This is a genomic window from Pedobacter sp. MR22-3 (genome assembly GCF_026240075.1).
Classification (GTDB): domain Bacteria; phylum Bacteroidota; class Bacteroidia; order Sphingobacteriales; family Sphingobacteriaceae; genus Pedobacter.
This window is the reverse complement of the sequence record NZ_JAPIVF010000001.1, coordinates 225,176-241,063: the sequence shown is the minus strand read 5'-3', so window position 1 is coordinate 241,063 and position 15,888 is coordinate 225,176. Positions and strand designations below refer to the sequence as shown.

General features: G+C 38.8%; 14 protein-coding genes. 12 read left to right on the top strand and 2 right to left on the bottom strand.

Annotation, left to right across the window (positions count from 1 at the left end; all coding sequences use genetic code 11):
- Nucleotide 1 precedes the first annotated feature (1 nt).
- Nucleotides 2–1,624: a sensor histidine kinase gene (locus OQ267_RS01065; protein ID WP_265834587.1), complete on the bottom strand. Its 1,623-nt coding sequence runs from the start codon at nt 1,622–1,624 to the stop codon at nt 2–4.
- Between the two features lie 479 nt (nt 1,625–2,103).
- On the opposite strand from OQ267_RS01065, the gene fumC reads away from it, so the two are divergent.
- The 8 genes from fumC (at nt 2,104) to OQ267_RS01025 (ending at nt 7,863) form a co-directional block, all read left to right on the top strand.
- Nucleotides 2,104–3,501 (top strand): class II fumarate hydratase, encoded by a 1,398-nt coding sequence (gene fumC, locus OQ267_RS01060; RefSeq protein WP_265834585.1) that lies wholly within the window; start codon nt 2,104–2,106, stop codon nt 3,499–3,501.
- A gap of 68 nt (nt 3,502–3,569) precedes the next feature.
- The gene (locus OQ267_RS01055) at nt 3,570–3,905 is read left to right on the top strand and encodes a hypothetical protein (RefSeq protein WP_265834584.1); all 336 of its coding nucleotides are present in this window, start codon (nt 3,570–3,572) and stop codon (nt 3,903–3,905) included.
- 48 nt (nt 3,906–3,953) lie between these two features.
- Entirely contained in the window at nt 3,954–4,469 is a 516-nt protein-coding gene (locus OQ267_RS01050; protein ID WP_265834583.1) for a fumarate hydratase, read from the top strand.
- 1 nt (nt 4,470) lies between these two features.
- Nucleotides 4,471–5,277, top strand: a complete 807-nt coding sequence (locus OQ267_RS01045) for a S1/P1 nuclease (RefSeq protein WP_265834582.1) — start codon at nt 4,471–4,473, stop codon at nt 5,275–5,277.
- Between the two features lie 105 nt (nt 5,278–5,382).
- Nucleotides 5,383–5,802 carry a hypothetical protein gene (locus tag OQ267_RS01040; RefSeq protein ID WP_265834581.1) on the top strand — a complete coding sequence of 140 codons (420 nt, stop codon included), beginning with the start codon at nt 5,383–5,385 and terminating at the stop codon, nt 5,800–5,802.
- Nucleotides 5,803–5,804: 2 nt separating this feature from the next.
- Nucleotides 5,805–6,239, top strand: a complete 435-nt coding sequence (locus OQ267_RS01035; RefSeq protein ID WP_265834579.1) for a low molecular weight protein-tyrosine-phosphatase — start codon at nt 5,805–5,807, stop codon at nt 6,237–6,239.
- 46 nt (nt 6,240–6,285) lie between these two features.
- On the top strand, nt 6,286–7,050 hold the full coding sequence (locus OQ267_RS01030; protein ID WP_265834578.1) for a ThuA domain-containing protein: 765 nt from the start codon (nt 6,286–6,288) through the stop codon (nt 7,048–7,050).
- 357 nt (nt 7,051–7,407) lie between these two features.
- Nucleotides 7,408–7,863, top strand: coding sequence for a ferritin-like domain-containing protein (locus tag OQ267_RS01025; RefSeq protein ID WP_265834577.1), 456 nt, complete (start codon nt 7,408–7,410; stop codon nt 7,861–7,863).
- A gap of 62 nt (nt 7,864–7,925) precedes the next feature.
- On the opposite strand, the gene cphA is transcribed toward OQ267_RS01025, so the two are convergent.
- Nucleotides 7,926–10,541 (bottom strand): cyanophycin synthetase, encoded by a 2,616-nt coding sequence (cphA, locus tag OQ267_RS01020; protein ID WP_088299718.1) that lies wholly within the window; start codon nt 10,539–10,541, stop codon nt 7,926–7,928.
- Between the two features lie 293 nt (nt 10,542–10,834).
- Between cphA and OQ267_RS01015 the strand changes: the two genes are divergently transcribed.
- The 4 genes from OQ267_RS01015 to OQ267_RS01000 all read left to right on the top strand — a co-directional run bounded on the left by OQ267_RS01015 (nt 10,835) and on the right by OQ267_RS01000 (nt 15,840).
- On the top strand, nt 10,835–11,710 hold the full coding sequence (locus OQ267_RS01015) for a cyanophycinase (RefSeq protein WP_088299717.1): 876 nt from the start codon (nt 10,835–10,837) through the stop codon (nt 11,708–11,710).
- Between the two features lie 115 nt (nt 11,711–11,825).
- Nucleotides 11,826–12,668, top strand: coding sequence for an isoaspartyl peptidase/L-asparaginase (locus OQ267_RS01010; RefSeq protein ID WP_265834576.1), 843 nt, complete (start codon nt 11,826–11,828; stop codon nt 12,666–12,668).
- Between the two features lie 29 nt (nt 12,669–12,697).
- Entirely contained in the window at nt 12,698–13,378 is a 681-nt protein-coding gene (locus tag OQ267_RS01005) for a hypothetical protein (protein WP_265834575.1), read from the top strand.
- A 293-nt stretch (nt 13,379–13,671) separates the two neighbouring features.
- The gene (locus OQ267_RS01000; RefSeq protein ID WP_265834574.1) at nt 13,672–15,840 is read left to right on the top strand and encodes a carboxy terminal-processing peptidase; all 2,169 of its coding nucleotides are present in this window, start codon (nt 13,672–13,674) and stop codon (nt 15,838–15,840) included.
- Nucleotides 15,841–15,888: the final 48 nt, after the last annotated feature.

Below are 15,888 nucleotides of genomic sequence, written 5' to 3'. Positions count from 1 at the left end.
TCTATAACCATTGTGTTAAAGTAATCGTAACTATTGTTCCTTCCATTCCTGACCGAATATCCAGAACGAAAGGCGTATTTTTATAAATCGTATTCAGTAAAGATATCCGGTTTTTACTCAACGCCAAGCCTAAACCATTATACGTTTGAACTGCATCGAAACCTTTGCCGTTGTCTTTAATGCTTAAAATTAAATCTGATGCTTGCTTCTCGAAACGCAAGATAATCTTACCCTCAGGGCCTTTTTCAGCAATACCATGTTTAACAGCGTTTTCCACAAAAGGCTGCAAAAGCATCGCAGGTATTTCTATGTTTTCAGTATCTAAATCATTAGTAGTATTCAACTGGTATTCAAAGCCGAAACGCAATTGTTCCATTTGCAGGTAATCATCCAGCAATGTCTTTTCTTCTGTTAAACTGAAGAGTTCTTTGCTATCTAATACATTTCTGGTTAGTCGGGCAAACTTACTGAGGTAACGGTTAGCATTATCGATTTCGTTTTTGTTCATCAGGTTTTGGATGCCAGCGAGTGCGTTAAATAAAAAATGCGGGTTTAATTGTGAACGAACAGAGTTAAGTTGAAGTTGAGCGATTTCTTTTTGCCTGGATTGTTGTGCTAGTTTTTTTGCATTCTTCCTTTTGATGTAGATAAGTGTTGCCACAAAAATAGCAGCAAGCAGTAATGGAGTAATAATTCCAAAAATTAACATCGTTCTCCCTGAGAACATTCTTGGTTCATCTAAAGTTACAGCAAGCATATATCTGGCTGTATATTTTTCTATTTCTTTTGGCGAAATATCACAATTACGGCAATTAGTCCATTTAATCATGGGCTGAATTATAATTTCATAGTCTCCCGATTTTTTGAAAATGCTTTTATCAAATTTTAAATAAGGTGAATACTGATTTGTTTCGTCGATAATACTCCCATATTGCCAGGAAGTTGATTCGAAAATTATTTTATTTGTTTGTTTGTCTTTTATAGAGGTGTAATATATATAATCAATATCAGACTTGTCTTTCACTATTGTCAGTTCATCATCTTTTTCAGTAAAAGTGAGTTTTGTCGCTCCTTTTGGGTCGATTATGTGACTATAGTCAACGCCTTTGTCAGTTTTGAAACGCTTTGCAAATGTTTTGATTTTAGCTTTCGGAAGAGGCTTACCATAAAAAACGGATCTATCAACATCAAGGGGTGTTTCAATGCTATATCCTAATATTGTAATCACTTTACCATTTACAGGGAAGGTTCCCAGTGTTGTGGTGCTGAATAGTTCTTCATCTCCACCCGCATGAGTGTCAATCAACGTTGCTTTATTGATGGATTTGTTTACGGCGACCGGCTTATGGTCTACTATTATGGTGTACCTGTAATCTCCTATATTAATAGTTTTTCTAAAATTGATTTGAATACTTACATTATTGACATCTGGTAAATAATTAAATGAGGTATTTGGTTGATTGGGGAATACATTTGCATAATAAACGTTTTTAGCTGAACTATCAACATACATGAGTAGTTTGCCTCCGCCAGGGTATGAGCCAGAAAAGTTGATGCCTTTTTGCGCTTTCACATTAGAAACAACAATAATTAAGTTGAACAGTATGAAAATTATCTTTTTCATAATTTAAGTTTTAATTTTCCCTAAACCTCCGCTTAAATTCCGGGCTGTAAAATGCCAAAATAGTAAATGAAACCATCAACTTAGTATTTGAATGGTTACGGTCAGTATTTAATCTGTAAAGCGAAACCGAATCAGGCTTACTGTAAACTTATTTTAGTAATAAGACAGTATAATAATATCGGAACGGTTGCGAGGGACTTTCGACGGGGTTAAGTCGGAGGTTCGTCGGACTTATGACAATTGTACCCGACTAAACTGCGTCTAAAATACGACCTAACTTTATCAAAAAGGTTACTTTATTGTAAGCCGGGCAAAATGTATTAACAGTCTGATTTAACTATCTTCAAGTGACCATTTACGTTTTGGTTTTTGTAGATATAATCAAATAACTCTCAAATCATAGATTTTAAATATCGAAGATAATACCTTGCTTTATAGGCAAAAAACTTAAATTTGCGACAATAAAAATCAAAATTATCATGAGTTTCAGAATAGAACACGATACCATGGGCGAGGTGCAGGTGCCTGCAGACAAATACTGGGGTGCACAAACCGAACGCTCACGCAATAACTTTAAAATCGGACCGGAAGGGTCGATGCCTAAAGAAATTATTCATGCTTTTGGCTATTTAAAAAAGGCCGCTGCTTTAGCTAACACCGAACTTGGTGTACTTTCTGCTGAAAAAGCAACATTAATTGCAAAAGCTTGTGATGAAATTATTGCCGGCGATTTAGACGATCAATTTCCATTGGTGATCTGGCAAACAGGTTCTGGTACACAGAGTAATATGAACGGCAATGAAGTCATTGCAAACCGTGCACATGTCATCAATGGTGGTGCATTAGCCGATGATAAAAAAGTACTTCACCCAAATGATGATGTAAATAAATCACAATCATCTAATGATACTTACCCTACTGCAATGCACATTGCAGCATATAAACTTACGGTAGAAAACACCATTCCAGGCTTAGAACATTTAAGAAATGCCCTGGCTAAAAAGGTAGAAGAATTTAACGCGATTGTTAAAACAGGTCGTACCCATTTTATGGATGCAACTCCGCTTACTTTAGGGCAGGAATTTTCAGGTTATGTACAGCAAATTGATAACAGCATCCGCGCCATTAAAAATGCCCTTGTGATGGTGGCTGAGTTGGCTTTAGGTGGTACGGCTGTTGGTACAGGTTTAAATACACCTAAAGGTTACGATGTTTTAGTGGCGAAGAAAATTGCCGAATTAACGGGTTTGCCTTTTGTTACCGCACCAAATAAGTTTGAGGCTTTGGCAGCACATGATGCAATGGTTGAACTTTCCGGTGCTTTAAAACGTACTGCAGTTGCTTTAATGAAAGTGGCAAACGATGTGCGGATGTTAAGCTCTGGTCCACGTTGTGGAATTGGTGAAATTGTGATTCCTGATAATGAGCCCGGTTCTTCTATTATGCCCGGGAAAGTAAATCCAACACAACCAGAAGCTTTAACCATGGTTTGTGCCCAGGTAATGGGTAATGATGTAGCCGTTTCAGTAGGCGGGATGTTGGGTCATTTCGAATTAAATGTTTTCAAACCTTTAATTGCAGCTAACGTATTGCAATCTGCCCGTTTAATTGGTGATGCCTGTGTTTCTTTTACTGATAAATGTGCGGAAGGCATTACGGCGAATTTACCAGAAATTGAAAAGCATTTGCAAAACTCACTGATGCTGGTAACTGCTTTAAATCCACATGTAGGGTATGAGAATGCGGCAAAAATTGCTAAGAAGGCACACAAGGAAAACAAAACGCTAAAAGCTGCGGCTGTAGAATTGGGCTTATTAACCAACGCGCAATTCGATGAATGGGTTCGTCCGGAAGATATGGTTGGAAGTTTAAAATAGCATATTCAGGCCTGGTAGGTTTCAAAAACTATCAGGCCTGAATTAAATAAAAGCTTAATTAATAAAACATGGATAATTCAGTTTTGCCATTCTTATTTGCCTTGGTACCATTAATTTCACCACTTTTGGTTTTTATTGCCTCTTATCTTTACATGATTAAAATCGCAAGGGTTGATGCCATTTTACTTTGTGTGGGTTCAGGAATTACCTTATTGATAAGTGGCATGTATATTTGGATGCCACATATAGCTCAAAATAGAGCAATGCCCGTTGGAGAGGTAAGTTTTTACTATTCTATACTTGGAGGTATTGGTCTTTTAGGCGGGCTTTTTTTTGCAACCGGGCTTTTTCTATTAATCAATAATATGCTAAATGCCAATAAGCTGTTTCGCGAAAAATTTTAAAACATCGGCAATGCATCAGAAACCTTATTTTACATTTTCATCAGCACAATGCCAAAAAACAATCAAAAACTAAAATTTCTGTATGTGATGTTTTTCACCGCCATTTTGCTGTATTCTTCCTGTTCCAGGCGGCCCAATATTCAAGGTAAAGGTGAAGAATTTATGCAGGGGGTATGGAATGAGGATACCGTCGCTTTTAGCCATAAGCGGAGCAATTATACACAGCATCATTTTAAAATAACCTGCGATTCTATTTATATTGATCTGGTCACGCACAGCAAAATAAACTTTTATGAAGATTCTTGTTACCATAATGGAATCTGGAAAGAATATGCAAAAGGCGTGTATGCGGTTAGGGGCGATACGCTATATGTAGGTGCCACCTTTACACATGCCAATTATAAACAGAAAATTTCCGGCTGTTACCGCATTGGCCGTTACGATAAAAACTTTCTGATCAAAAAACATTCAACTGATACCTTGATATTAGAGAGCTTAAATGATCAAAGTGAAATCAGATTAGCACTCAAAGAAAAAATCACCTGCGTACAAAAAGAATTATAAAATGAAATTTAAATCGATCAAAAAGAAATTAAAAACCATTGCTGTCATTGGCCTGCTCGCCTATTTACCTGTTCAGGCCAATGCCTGGGGGATGATAGGTCACCGTGTAGTCGGAGAAATTGCAGATAGTTACTTAAAGACCAAAACCCGTAAGGCTATCAGGGCTATTTTAGGAACAGAATCTTTGGCCATGTCTGCCAACTGGGGCGATTTTATAAAATCAGATTCCACTTATAATTACATGTACAACTGGCATTTTGTGAACCTTCCCGGAGGATTGGATAAGCAGGGGGTTTACCATATTTTAGAAACGGAAAAAGCACCAAACCTTTACAATAAGATCATCGATTTAACTGCCGTTTTGAAAAAGGCAAGCAGTACGGCATCAGAAAAGAAACTGGCGCTGAGGATGCTGGTGCATATGGCCGGCGATTTATGTCAGCCCATGCACGTTGCACATAAGGAAGATTTAGGCGGGAATAAGGTTTCAGTGATGTGGTTTAATGAAAAATCTAACCTGCACCGTGTTTGGGATGAGCAATTAATTGAATATCAACAGCTCAGTTATACCGAATTTGCCAAAGCGATTAACCATCCATCAGCCGTTGAGCTTTATAATTGGCAAAATACGAGTTTAAAAGATTGCGTTTATGATGCCTATACCATTTGTGGTAAAATTTATGAAGGTGCAAAACCAGATTCCAGGTTAAGCTACCGCTACAATTTCGACTGGTCTGAAACACTTAACCAGCAATTATTAAAAGGTGGTGTTCGGTTGGCTAAAATGCTGAATGACATTTACGGATAACCTGCTTACAGCACATTTAAATCCTCCAGAAATGGGGGATTTTTCTTTATGCAGCAAATTCATCATTAATTTCCTTTACCTTACATACATCCAACATTTAACGATATGAAAAAACTATTATCTGTACTTTTAATTTGCACTGCGATTGCCTGTACAAAAGATGCTTATAAAACACTTGTTTCAAAAAAATGGGTAATTGAATCAGTAACGGTTCAGCCGGCGATGACCATGGGCGATAAGACGAGCGAAAACTATATAGCGCTATCAGGACCCGAAAGTTGTGTAGCCAACTTATCACTATCGTTTGCCAAAGATAGTTCTTACGTAGCGGGTGCTAATGGGGCACTTTGCGACAGGATGAACGATGCGAGTGTAAAAACCTGGAAAAGAGAAGGTAACAAGATTGTTTTATCTGCTTCCCCTTCAACGCCGTTATTCTTTGATGGCAAAAAATTGACACAGACCACCACGACCGAACAAGATGGAAAAACTTATACCTTTGTATACGTGTATAAATCTAAATAGCATTGAGAATTTTAATGGTTTGCCTGGGTAATATTTGTCGCTCTCCTTTAGCTGAGGGCATTATGCGTCACCTTGCAAAACAGGAAAACTTGGATTGGGAAATTGCATCGGCCGGAACCGGAAACTGGCACATCGGTCAGGCACCTGATCGTAGAAGTATAGCCGCGGCTCAGGATTCTGGCTATGACATCAGCAGGCAAAGGGCGCAACAATTCTCTGTTGCTATGTTTTCAACATATGATTTGATTCTGGTGATGGACCGGAAAAATTTAAGCGATGTTAAGAATCTGGCCAAGACAAAAGAGGAGCGGTTGAAGGTTAAACTTTTTCTAAAGGATGATGAATTGGCAGATCCTTATTGGGATGATACCCTGTTTGCACCAGTTTGTAAACAAGTTGAGGATCGGTGTAAAGAAATTATCAAAGAACTTTCCTAAATTTATCTGTATTACAGAAAGCATTTAAACGTCTAACCAAATTTCGATGAAAAAAATAATAACAATGGCGATTACGCTAGTCATCCTGCAAAGTATCGCATTTGCGCAAAGCTATCCCGGTATTCTGGTCTTTTCTAAAACAAAAGGCTATCGACATGCATCTATTGAAGAAGGTAAAAAAGCAATTATCCAGTTAGGTCAGTTACATCATTATACTGTTGATACCACCGAAAACGCGGAGCTTTTTACCGAAAGTAATTTAAAAAAGTATGCTGCCATTATCTTTTTAAGCACCACAGGTGATGTATTGAACGACATACAGCAATCAGCATTTGAACGTTATATCCAGGCGGGAGGAGGCTTTGTGGGCATTCATGCCGCAACAGATACAGAATATGACTGGGCATGGTATGGCAAATTGGTAGGTGCTTACTTTGTTAGCCACCCCAAAGTGCAGGAAGCCAGATTTGTCATAAAAGATAGAAAGCACCCTGCAACCAGGTTTCTGACAGATTCTGTCTGGATGCATACAGATGAGCTTTATAATTTCAAAAATGTCAATCCGGATATCAAAGTGCTGATCACGATTGATGAAGCTTCTTATCAGGGTGGTAATAATGGTAATTTTCATCCCTTCAGCTGGTACCATAATTTTGATGGCGGCCGGGCGTTTTACACTTCAATGGGGCACACCAAAGAATGTTGGAACGATCAAAAATTTCTGATGCACTTAAATGGAGGCATAGTATATGCAATTGGAAAACATCAAAAACTGGATTACCGCAAAGCAAAAACCAAACTACTGGAGTAACTCAATTAAGCTGCAATAATAAATGAGAAAGATAAAAATCTAATCATTTTCATGACGTTTAATCAGGAGTCAAATATTGGAAACCGAAACCTGACAGAGAGCATTAACTATTAATACTTAGTTGAAAAGTACGAACTTAAACGTCAGGTATACGCTACCTTTCAGTAAATAAAGTCTTTTGATATTTAAAAGTTTCGAGGAATTTTTAAGCTATTTGAAAAGAAATCATATCATGGCGAAATGTCAGCTGATGATTGAAAATGAGGCGATAGTATTTTCAGGAATTAAAATTTAGAAATAAATATAAACTATTCCATGCCGATCATGTTCCATTAGTACATCAAAACTTATAAAAACATGAATACTGCAACAATAACAACAGAAGTATTAAACGATTTAGTGCAAATTAATAACGACCGTATTGCCGGTTATGAAAAAGCACGTACCGAATTAAAAGATGCCGATGCCGATTTAAAATCCTTATTCCTCGATATGATCTCAGAAAGTCAGAAATATAAAATGGCTCTGGGAACAGAGATCGCTGCTTTAGGAGAAGATATTGATACAGGTACCACAAATTCTGGAAAAATATATAGGGCTTGGATGGATGTTAAAGCCTTATTTACAGGCCATGACAGAAAAACAGTTTTAAATAATTGTGAAGGTGGAGAAGATGCAGCTCAAAGCGCTTATAAAATGGCTTTAGAAGTGGAAGATCTTCCGGCCAACATCAGAACCTTGATTTCAGAACAGAAAGCTTCATTAAGGACTTCACACGATGAAATCAAAAGATTGCGCGATGCTCAGGTATAATTTGGCCTGAGTGAAACGAAAAAATCCTCCTGATAGCTCATATCAGGAGGATTTTTTGCTTCTTAAGATTCCAGTTCTCTATCCAGATGTTCAGTTACGCGCTGGATGGTGTTATCAATGGTGTTACTTAAAATGGTTAAGTAAGATCCTTTTTTCGCCGTATTGATGGCAATTTGCAAACATTCTGTACTCTTATTATTGATGATGATTTCCTTGTTGGGATCTACCTCTTTAATGCCCTTAATCAATAAATTGATCAGTTCATCTTGCTTACGGCCGCGCAGGTATTTTTCCTGGCAAATGTAAATCTTATCGAACATTTGTGCCGAGATGCGCGCGGTTTCAATAATATCTTCATCACGCCTGTCGCCCGTTCCGGAAATGATGCCTACATGTTCTGTGGCTTCAACGCTTTGCAGGTATGCTTTCACGCCATTAAAACCATCAGGATTATGTGCAAAATCTACCAATACTTTAAAATCTTTAAACCGGAACACGTTCATCCTGCCAGGTGTATGTGCTGCAGATGGGATAAAGGTTTCTAAGGCTAAGCGGATATCTTCCGGCTTGTAGCCCCATAAGTAAGTTGACAATGTTGCTGCCAGAACGTTCTGAATCATAAAGTTCACCGCGCCGCCAAAAGTAAGCGGAATATGTGTCGCTTTATCAACCCTTAATTTCCAGTCTCCCGTTTTAATGGTGATATAACCATTTTCATATATGGCGGCAATACCACCCTTTCTGCAATGTTCTTTAATCACCGGATTGTTTTCATCCATGCTGAAATAAGCTACATTACAGCGTGCATCTCTGGCAATTTTTACACAATAGCCGTTATCAGCATTTAATACGGCCCATCCTTTACGGCGAACAGCGCCAACTACTACCGCTTTAACCCGGGTTAAATCATCCAGGTTATGGATATCAGATATACCCAGGTGATCTTCCTGAATATTGGTAATCACCCCAATATCACACGCATTAAAACCCAGTCCGGCTCTTAAAATTCCACCACGGGCAGTTTCAAGAACGGCAAATTCTACCGTAGGGTCTTTTAAAATAAATTCGGCACTAACCGGCCCTGTGGTATCGCCTTTCATCAGCATGGTGTTGTGCACGTAAACACCATCACTGGTGGTATAACCTACACGTTTACCGTTACTGCGGATAATATGGGCAATTAACCGTGTAGTGGTGGTTTTTCCATTGGTTCCGGTTACCGCTATAATGGGAATAGAGGATAGCCTGTTCTGCGGGTAAAGCATGTCTACAACAGAAGCGGCAACATTTCTGGGTAAGCCTTCACTTGGTGCCAGGTGCATTCTAAAACCCGGGGCAGCATTTACTTCCAATACCACACCGCCATTTTCTGTTAGTGGCTGGGTCAGGTTTTGCGCCATGATGTCAATTCCGCAGATATCCAGTCCGATTACCCTCGAAATTCTTTCGCAGATAAATATATTTTGCGGATGAACAATATCCGTTACATCGATGGATGTTCCCCCGGTACTCAGGTTAGCTGTTGATTTTAAATAAACGACCTCACCTTTTTCAGGAATGGTTTCTAAAGTATATTCCTTTTTGGCCAGTAAATCTAAAGTATCACGGTCAACAGCGATTTCGGTTAATACATTTTCATGCCCGTAACCGCGACGTGGATCTTCATTTTCCTTATCGATTAACTCCTGGATCGTGTGAATACCATTTCCCAGTACATGTGCCGGATCACGCTGCGCAGCTGCCACTACCTTATGGTCAATCACCAGCACCCGGAAGTCAAAGCCGGTAATGAATTTTTCTATAATGACTTTTCTCGAATACGTCTTCGCATATTCGAAAGCTTCTTTGGCAGCCTCCAGGGTTTTAACATTAATGGTGGCACCTTTGCCGTGATTTCCATCCAGTGGTTTAAAAACTAAAGGAAAACCTACTTTATTTACCGATGCTTCCAGTTCATCTGGATTCGAAATGGTTACACCTGAAGCTACGGGAATGGCTGCTTCGGTTAATAAGCGCTTGGTTTCTTCTTTGTTGCTGGCAATGTCAACGGCAATGCTGCTGGTTTTTTCAGTCATGGTTGCCCTGAAACGCACCTGGTTTTTGCCATAACCCAACTGCACCAGCGAACTTTTATTTAACCTGATCCATGGAATATTTCTGCTCACTGCTTCCTGAACAATTGATCCTGTACTTGGGCCAAGGGCTTCCAGTTCACGGATTTCCTTCATCCTCCTGATATCATGCTCCAAATCATATTCTTCATTATCAATCAGTGCCTGAGCGATTTTCACTGCCGCCTCTGCGGCATAAACGCCTACTTTTTCTTCCAAATAGCTGAATACGACATTGTAGATCCCCTCAGTCTTGGTTTGGCGGGTTCTGCCAAAGCCAGTTTCCATTCCGGCAATGGTTTGAATTTCAAGGGCAATATGTTCAATCACATGCCCCATCCAAGTGCCTTCTTTAACGCGTGTAAAGAAACCACCTTCCACACCTTTAGAGCAGCGGTGTATAAACATACTGGGTAATAATTTTTCTATTCGCTCACTAAACCCCTCAATCAGATTGGTTGGTCTTTGCTCCAGCTCCTCTAAATCCAGTCTCATCTGGATGAGTTTTTTGCGGTTAATCGACCATATATTTGGTCCTCTTAATACTTGTATGTTATGTATCTTCATGTAATGTTTTGTCGTTATGATTAAAAGAACGGATTTTAGGCGAACCTTTTTTCAAATGGAGAGACTAAAATTGATGATTGTAAATTATGCATTTATTTTGAAAATTGGCAATTCAAATAGCTAAATCAATTTCATAGGTGATTTGTTTTATTTTCAGACCTAACTTTAACTCAAATTATTCATAATTATTTCAACCATTGTTGATAATTGCAGAATTATTGACAAAAAAAGTCGTGTTTTTTATCTTAACCTGATATATTTGGGTTTTTTGATAGAATACTAATACACATAAAATGGTTCCTAAGGGCAAACTCATCATTATTGGAGGTGCAATAAATACAGGCAGCTTTGCAGAAACACAATTCGGATTGCCCGAAAATATGAATTTTTTCGAACGGGGAATTTTAAAGAGAATTACGACAGAATCAGTCAGAGATGTTGAATCGAGGTTCGAAATCATTACCACGGCCTCTTTAATGCCCGAAAAAGTGGGGGAAGAATACATTAAGGCTTATGCCCAGTTAGATGTGCATAATGTTGGCGTATTGAACATAACCAATCGGGAAGAAGCAAATGCCGAAGAAAATTGCGCGCGCATTAAGGCCGCTGAAGTGATTATTTTTACCGGAGGAGATCAGTTAAGGCTATCATCTATTTTCGGTGGAACCAAAATCCATCAGATTCTGATTGATAAATATAAAACGGAACCCGTAGTTATTGCCGGAACATCAGCAGGTGCGGCGGCAAGTTCCAAGAATATGATTTATCAGGGAAGCAGTAAGGATGCCTTGCTAAAGGGTGAGGTGAAAATTACAGGCGGACTGGGTTTTATTGATGATGTAATTGTAGATACACACTTCGTGCAGCGCGGGCGGATTGGAAGATTACTTTATGCCGCTGCGAGTAATCCCGGGATTCTGGGGATCGGCCTGGGTGAAGACACGGGCTTATTTATCTCGGATGGACACATCATGGAAGCCATTGGTTCAGGCATGGTAATCCTGGTTGATGGCCGTCAGATGGCTGATACCAATTTAACCGATGTAGAAATGGGTCAGCCTGTATCTATCAAAAATATGGTGGTGCATGTGATGTGTGACGGCGATGTTTACGATCTGACTGATCATAGCCTGGTGATCCACCATCCAAAAGTTGTTCCGATAGAATAGTGAAAGGTTGAAGGTTTACCAGGTAGAAGGCCTGAGGTTATCGCTCAACGCTAAAAAGTTCAGGGCTTAGCACTTCAATCTAACTTCTCATATCTAACATCTCAATCTCTTAAAAATGAAATTAATTATACATGGTGGCTTTTTCAGCGAGTCATCAACCAATCAGGAAACAAAGAAAGCCAAACAGGATGCACTGTCTGCTATTGTTCAGCTTGGTTACGCTTACCTGGAAAATCATTCTGCACTTGAAACAGTTGTTTATACGGTTGCTTTGCTTGAGGATAATGAACTGTTTAATGCAGGGATTGGTTCTCAGATTCAAAGTGACGGGAAAGTACGCTTAAGCGCTTCCTTAATGGATGGGAAGACGGAAAAATTCAGCGGTGTGATTAATGTAGAAGAGGTAAAGAACCCCATTCAGATTGCACAAAGTTTATTGGCATATGATGACCGGGTACTGAGTGGTGAAGGTGCGCAACACTTTGCACGTGAAAAAGGGTTTAGGTATTTTAATCCGGTTACTGATCAGCGGCAATCTGAATATGAAGCGAAGATAAACCAGCAAAACAATAAGGGAACTGTAGGTTGTGTGGCTTTAGATGCGGACGGCAATATTGCGGCGGCTACATCTACAGGAGGAAAAGGATTTGAAATTCCTTGTAGAGTAAGTGATTCAGCTACAGTAGCAGGTAACTACGCTAATCAGTTTGCCGGTGTTTCCTGTACCGGAGTTGGCGAAGATATTGTGAGTGGTGCACTGGCCTCAAAAATAGTGACCAGGGTTACCGACGGGTTTTCTTTAAAAGATGCCTGCGACAAATCTTTCCGGGAACTTAAATCATTTGATGGTTTTGCAGGAGTTATTGGCATCTCCAATACTGGTGAAATTTATCATTGCGATTCACACCCTTACATGGTTTGGGCATCTTTTGATGTTAATTTACAGGTATTTAACTAAAGTTAAATATAAAGTATTATTTTTGTTGCATGTCCAAAATTGTATTGGCGCTCATAAGCCTTTTTGCCTCATTTCAACTACATGCTCAAAATTTTGATAGCCAGGAGCCCGCTACTGGCAATGCGATAACAATATCGGTATCAAAATTTGATCTGGTAGATGGCAATTCCTTTTATGAAGAAGCGGAGAGTTTTGAAAAAAAGGGCGATTTTAATGAAGCATTGACCTTATTTGGCAAGGCCGCATTTGAATATAATTCAGTTAAAAACTTTAATAGGTACGGTCAGGCCATTATAAAAATGAGCAATATGCATTATATGCTCGGTCGTTTTGGTGATGCAGAACAAATTCTATTAAATGTTGCGCTTAAAAACTATTCTAAAATGGGCAGCAGAAATGGCCTGATGAATACCTATGGCTTACTTGGTAAGGTCTATCTGGCCAATAATAAATCCACACAATCCATGTGGTTTTATACCCAGCAAGGCATGCTGGCCAAACAGTTAAAAAGCAATAATGCCTACCTTGAATCAGTTTTGGGCATTGTGCAGGTTAAAATAAAAAAGAAAGATTTTACCTTGGCTTTAAGGGATCTTAAAGCTGCAGAGTGGTTTGCCAATTCGGTAAAAATTACACAATATAAAGGCCAGATTCGTGATGCAAGGGAAATGATTTCCGCTAAAACAAATCCTAAAAAGGGTTTAAAATAATATCCCTGCTACTTTCACTATAAAAGGCAATCGAACAAAGATTTTTGTTCACAAAAATTCATTTCCAAATTCTTGTGGTCAATCCGGCATAAAAGCCTGATGATCTAAGATCTTAAAACAAATTAAATCTAATTACGTTACCATTTTAGAATTGTTAAATAAGAAGCTTTTGGTTAGATTTGATCAGTTTTAACAAGAGACGGTAATAATGCTGTCTCTTTTTTGTTTTTTCGTTAAAATGGTATCATATTGGCTATATAGAATTGAAAATGGATTTTAAATCATTTAAAAAGATGTTGAAGAGAGTATTTTTTGTAATTTTTACGGCAGCAGTGATTGCATGTCATGCTGCTCCAAAGCCCCAGCCAATAGTGGATGGCATTGCGAATGTTATGCCTGACCAGCAACAACAGCTTGTGATCAAAGAAGTAGTCAACCTGATTGAAAGCTATAACTATAAAAAAGTTCAGGTAAATGATTCCATTTCTTCTTTAATCCTTGATAAATATATTAAGGCTTTAGACCAGGGGAAAAATTATTTCTTAGCTTCTGATATTGCCGCATTTGAGAAATACAGGTATACGCTGGATGATGACTTTAAAAATGGTGACCTGAGTGGTCCGTTTTATATCTATAATGTTTACGCAAAAAGACTGAATGAATATTTTGCCTATTCGCTGGCGCAGATTAAAAATAAATACGATTTCAACCAGAATGACACCTATGTTTACGATCGTGAAAAGCTGCCATGGGCACCTTCAACAGCAGCATTAAATGATACCTGGAAAAAAAGGGTAAAGTATGAACTGATTAATTTAAACCTGGCTGGCTCTGCCCAGGATAAAAATGTTACGACGCTTACCAAACGTTATCAGAACTTAAAATCGCAGATCGCTAAAAATAATAATCAGGATGTTTTTCAGATCCTGATGGATGCCTTTACAGAATCAATTGACCCACACACCAATTATTTTGTTCCGGCAAGAGCAACAGAATTTAATGAAGAAATGTCAAGATCTTTTGAAGGTATTGGTGCACGTTTACAACTGGAAAATGAAGTAGTAAAGATTGCCGAAATTATCCCCGGCGGACCAGCGTTTAAAGGAAAACAATTGACTGCGGGTGATCGGATTATTGCTGTTGCCCAGGGAAATGATGATTTTGTGGATATTGTAGGGTGGAGATTAGATGCCACTGTCAGTAAAATTAAAGGTCCGAAAGGAACTAAAGTACGCTTAAAAGTTATTCCGGTTGGAAAAGAAATGTCTTCTAAGCCCGTCATTATTGAGATGATGCGCGAGAAGGTTATTCTCGAAGATCAGTCTGCTAAGAAAAAAGTAAAAACGGTAACAACCAATGGCAAGAACTATAAAATTGGCGTGATTTCACTTCCTGCTTTCTATGCTGATTTTAAAGCGGCTAATGCAGGAGACAAGAACTATAAAAGTACAACCCGTGATGTACGGAAATTAGTGGATTCTTTGAAAAATATTGATAAGGTTGATGCTATTGTAATGGATTTACGCGGCAACGGCGGCGGATCTCTTGTAGAAGCGATTTCCCTTACAGGCTTATTTATTGACCGCGGACCAGTTGTTCAGGTAAAAGATCTGCGAGGCAAGATCGAAGTGGATGAAGATGAAAATGCAGGTGTGGCCTGGAATGGACCATTTGGTGTTATAGTTGACCGTTTAAGTGCTTCAGCTTCAGAAATTTTTGCCGGAGCGATACAGGATTATGGACGTGGAATTATTATGGGTAGTCAAACTTACGGTAAGGGAACTGTTCAATCATCTATTGATTTGAATAAACTGGTTAACCCGGGCATGTTGCAGAAAATTGCCGGCCTGGTAACGAAAGACAAAACACTTGGTACTTCACCAACTTCAACTAATGCTTCAGATATTAACTTAGGCCAGATTAACCTTACCATGGCTAAATTTTACCGTGTGGCCGGAAGCAGTACGCAGCATAAAGGTGTTTTACCGGATGTTATTTTTCCTTCACTTTATCCAATGGATAAAATCGGAGAGGATACTGAACCATCGGCATTGCCCTGGGATGTTATTCCGAGTTCTAATTTTACTGCAGTGGCTAACCTCTCAGCTGTAAAAGCAGGACTCATGAAAAACAGTGAACAACGTATCTCAAACTCTTTGGATTTTAAATACCTGAAAGAGGATATTGCTGAATTGAAAAAGCGTGATAAGGAAGTTTCTGTTCCCTTGAATGAGGCCAAGCTTAAAGCTGAACGAGAAGCCCAGGAAGCCAAATCTTTGGCCAGACAAAATGATTTAAGGGCTTTGAGAGGCTTGCCTGCAATTAAGAAAGGAGAGAAAATAACCAAACAGGATACTTTTGATTTCATTGAAGATGAATCTTTAAAAGTGATGGGTGATTTTATGCAGCAATCTGGTAATTATGTAATGAATTTAGGAGGTGCAGCGGTACCTAAACTTTAATCATAAAAAGTGAAAAAAATCGGGCGATCTATTTCAGATCGCCCGATT

Excerpts from the sequence above, each read along its gene's own strand:
- OQ267_RS01065 (WP_265834587.1), bottom strand. The coding sequence starts at position 1,624 with ATGAAAAAGATAATTTTCATACTGTTCAACTTAATTATTGTTGTTTCT.
- fumC (WP_265834585.1), top strand. The coding sequence starts at position 2,104 with ATGAGTTTCAGAATAGAACACGATACCATGGGCGAGGTGCAGGTGCCT.
- OQ267_RS01055 (WP_265834584.1), top strand. The coding sequence starts at position 3,570 with ATGGATAATTCAGTTTTGCCATTCTTATTTGCCTTGGTACCATTAATT.
- OQ267_RS01050 (WP_265834583.1), top strand. The coding sequence starts at position 3,954 with ATGCCAAAAAACAATCAAAAACTAAAATTTCTGTATGTGATGTTTTTC.
- OQ267_RS01045 (WP_265834582.1), top strand. The coding sequence starts at position 4,471 with ATGAAATTTAAATCGATCAAAAAGAAATTAAAAACCATTGCTGTCATT.
- OQ267_RS01040 (WP_265834581.1), top strand. The coding sequence starts at position 5,383 with ATGAAAAAACTATTATCTGTACTTTTAATTTGCACTGCGATTGCCTGT.
- OQ267_RS01030 (WP_265834578.1), top strand. The coding sequence starts at position 6,286 with ATGAAAAAAATAATAACAATGGCGATTACGCTAGTCATCCTGCAAAGT.
- OQ267_RS01025 (WP_265834577.1), top strand. The coding sequence starts at position 7,408 with ATGAATACTGCAACAATAACAACAGAAGTATTAAACGATTTAGTGCAA.
- cphA (WP_088299718.1), bottom strand. The coding sequence starts at position 10,541 with ATGAAGATACATAACATACAAGTATTAAGAGGACCAAATATATGGTCG.
- OQ267_RS01015 (WP_088299717.1), top strand. The coding sequence starts at position 10,835 with ATGGTTCCTAAGGGCAAACTCATCATTATTGGAGGTGCAATAAATACA.
- OQ267_RS01010 (WP_265834576.1), top strand. The coding sequence starts at position 11,826 with ATGAAATTAATTATACATGGTGGCTTTTTCAGCGAGTCATCAACCAAT.
- OQ267_RS01005 (WP_265834575.1), top strand. The coding sequence starts at position 12,698 with ATGTCCAAAATTGTATTGGCGCTCATAAGCCTTTTTGCCTCATTTCAA.
- OQ267_RS01000 (WP_265834574.1), top strand. The coding sequence starts at position 13,672 with ATGTTGAAGAGAGTATTTTTTGTAATTTTTACGGCAGCAGTGATTGCA.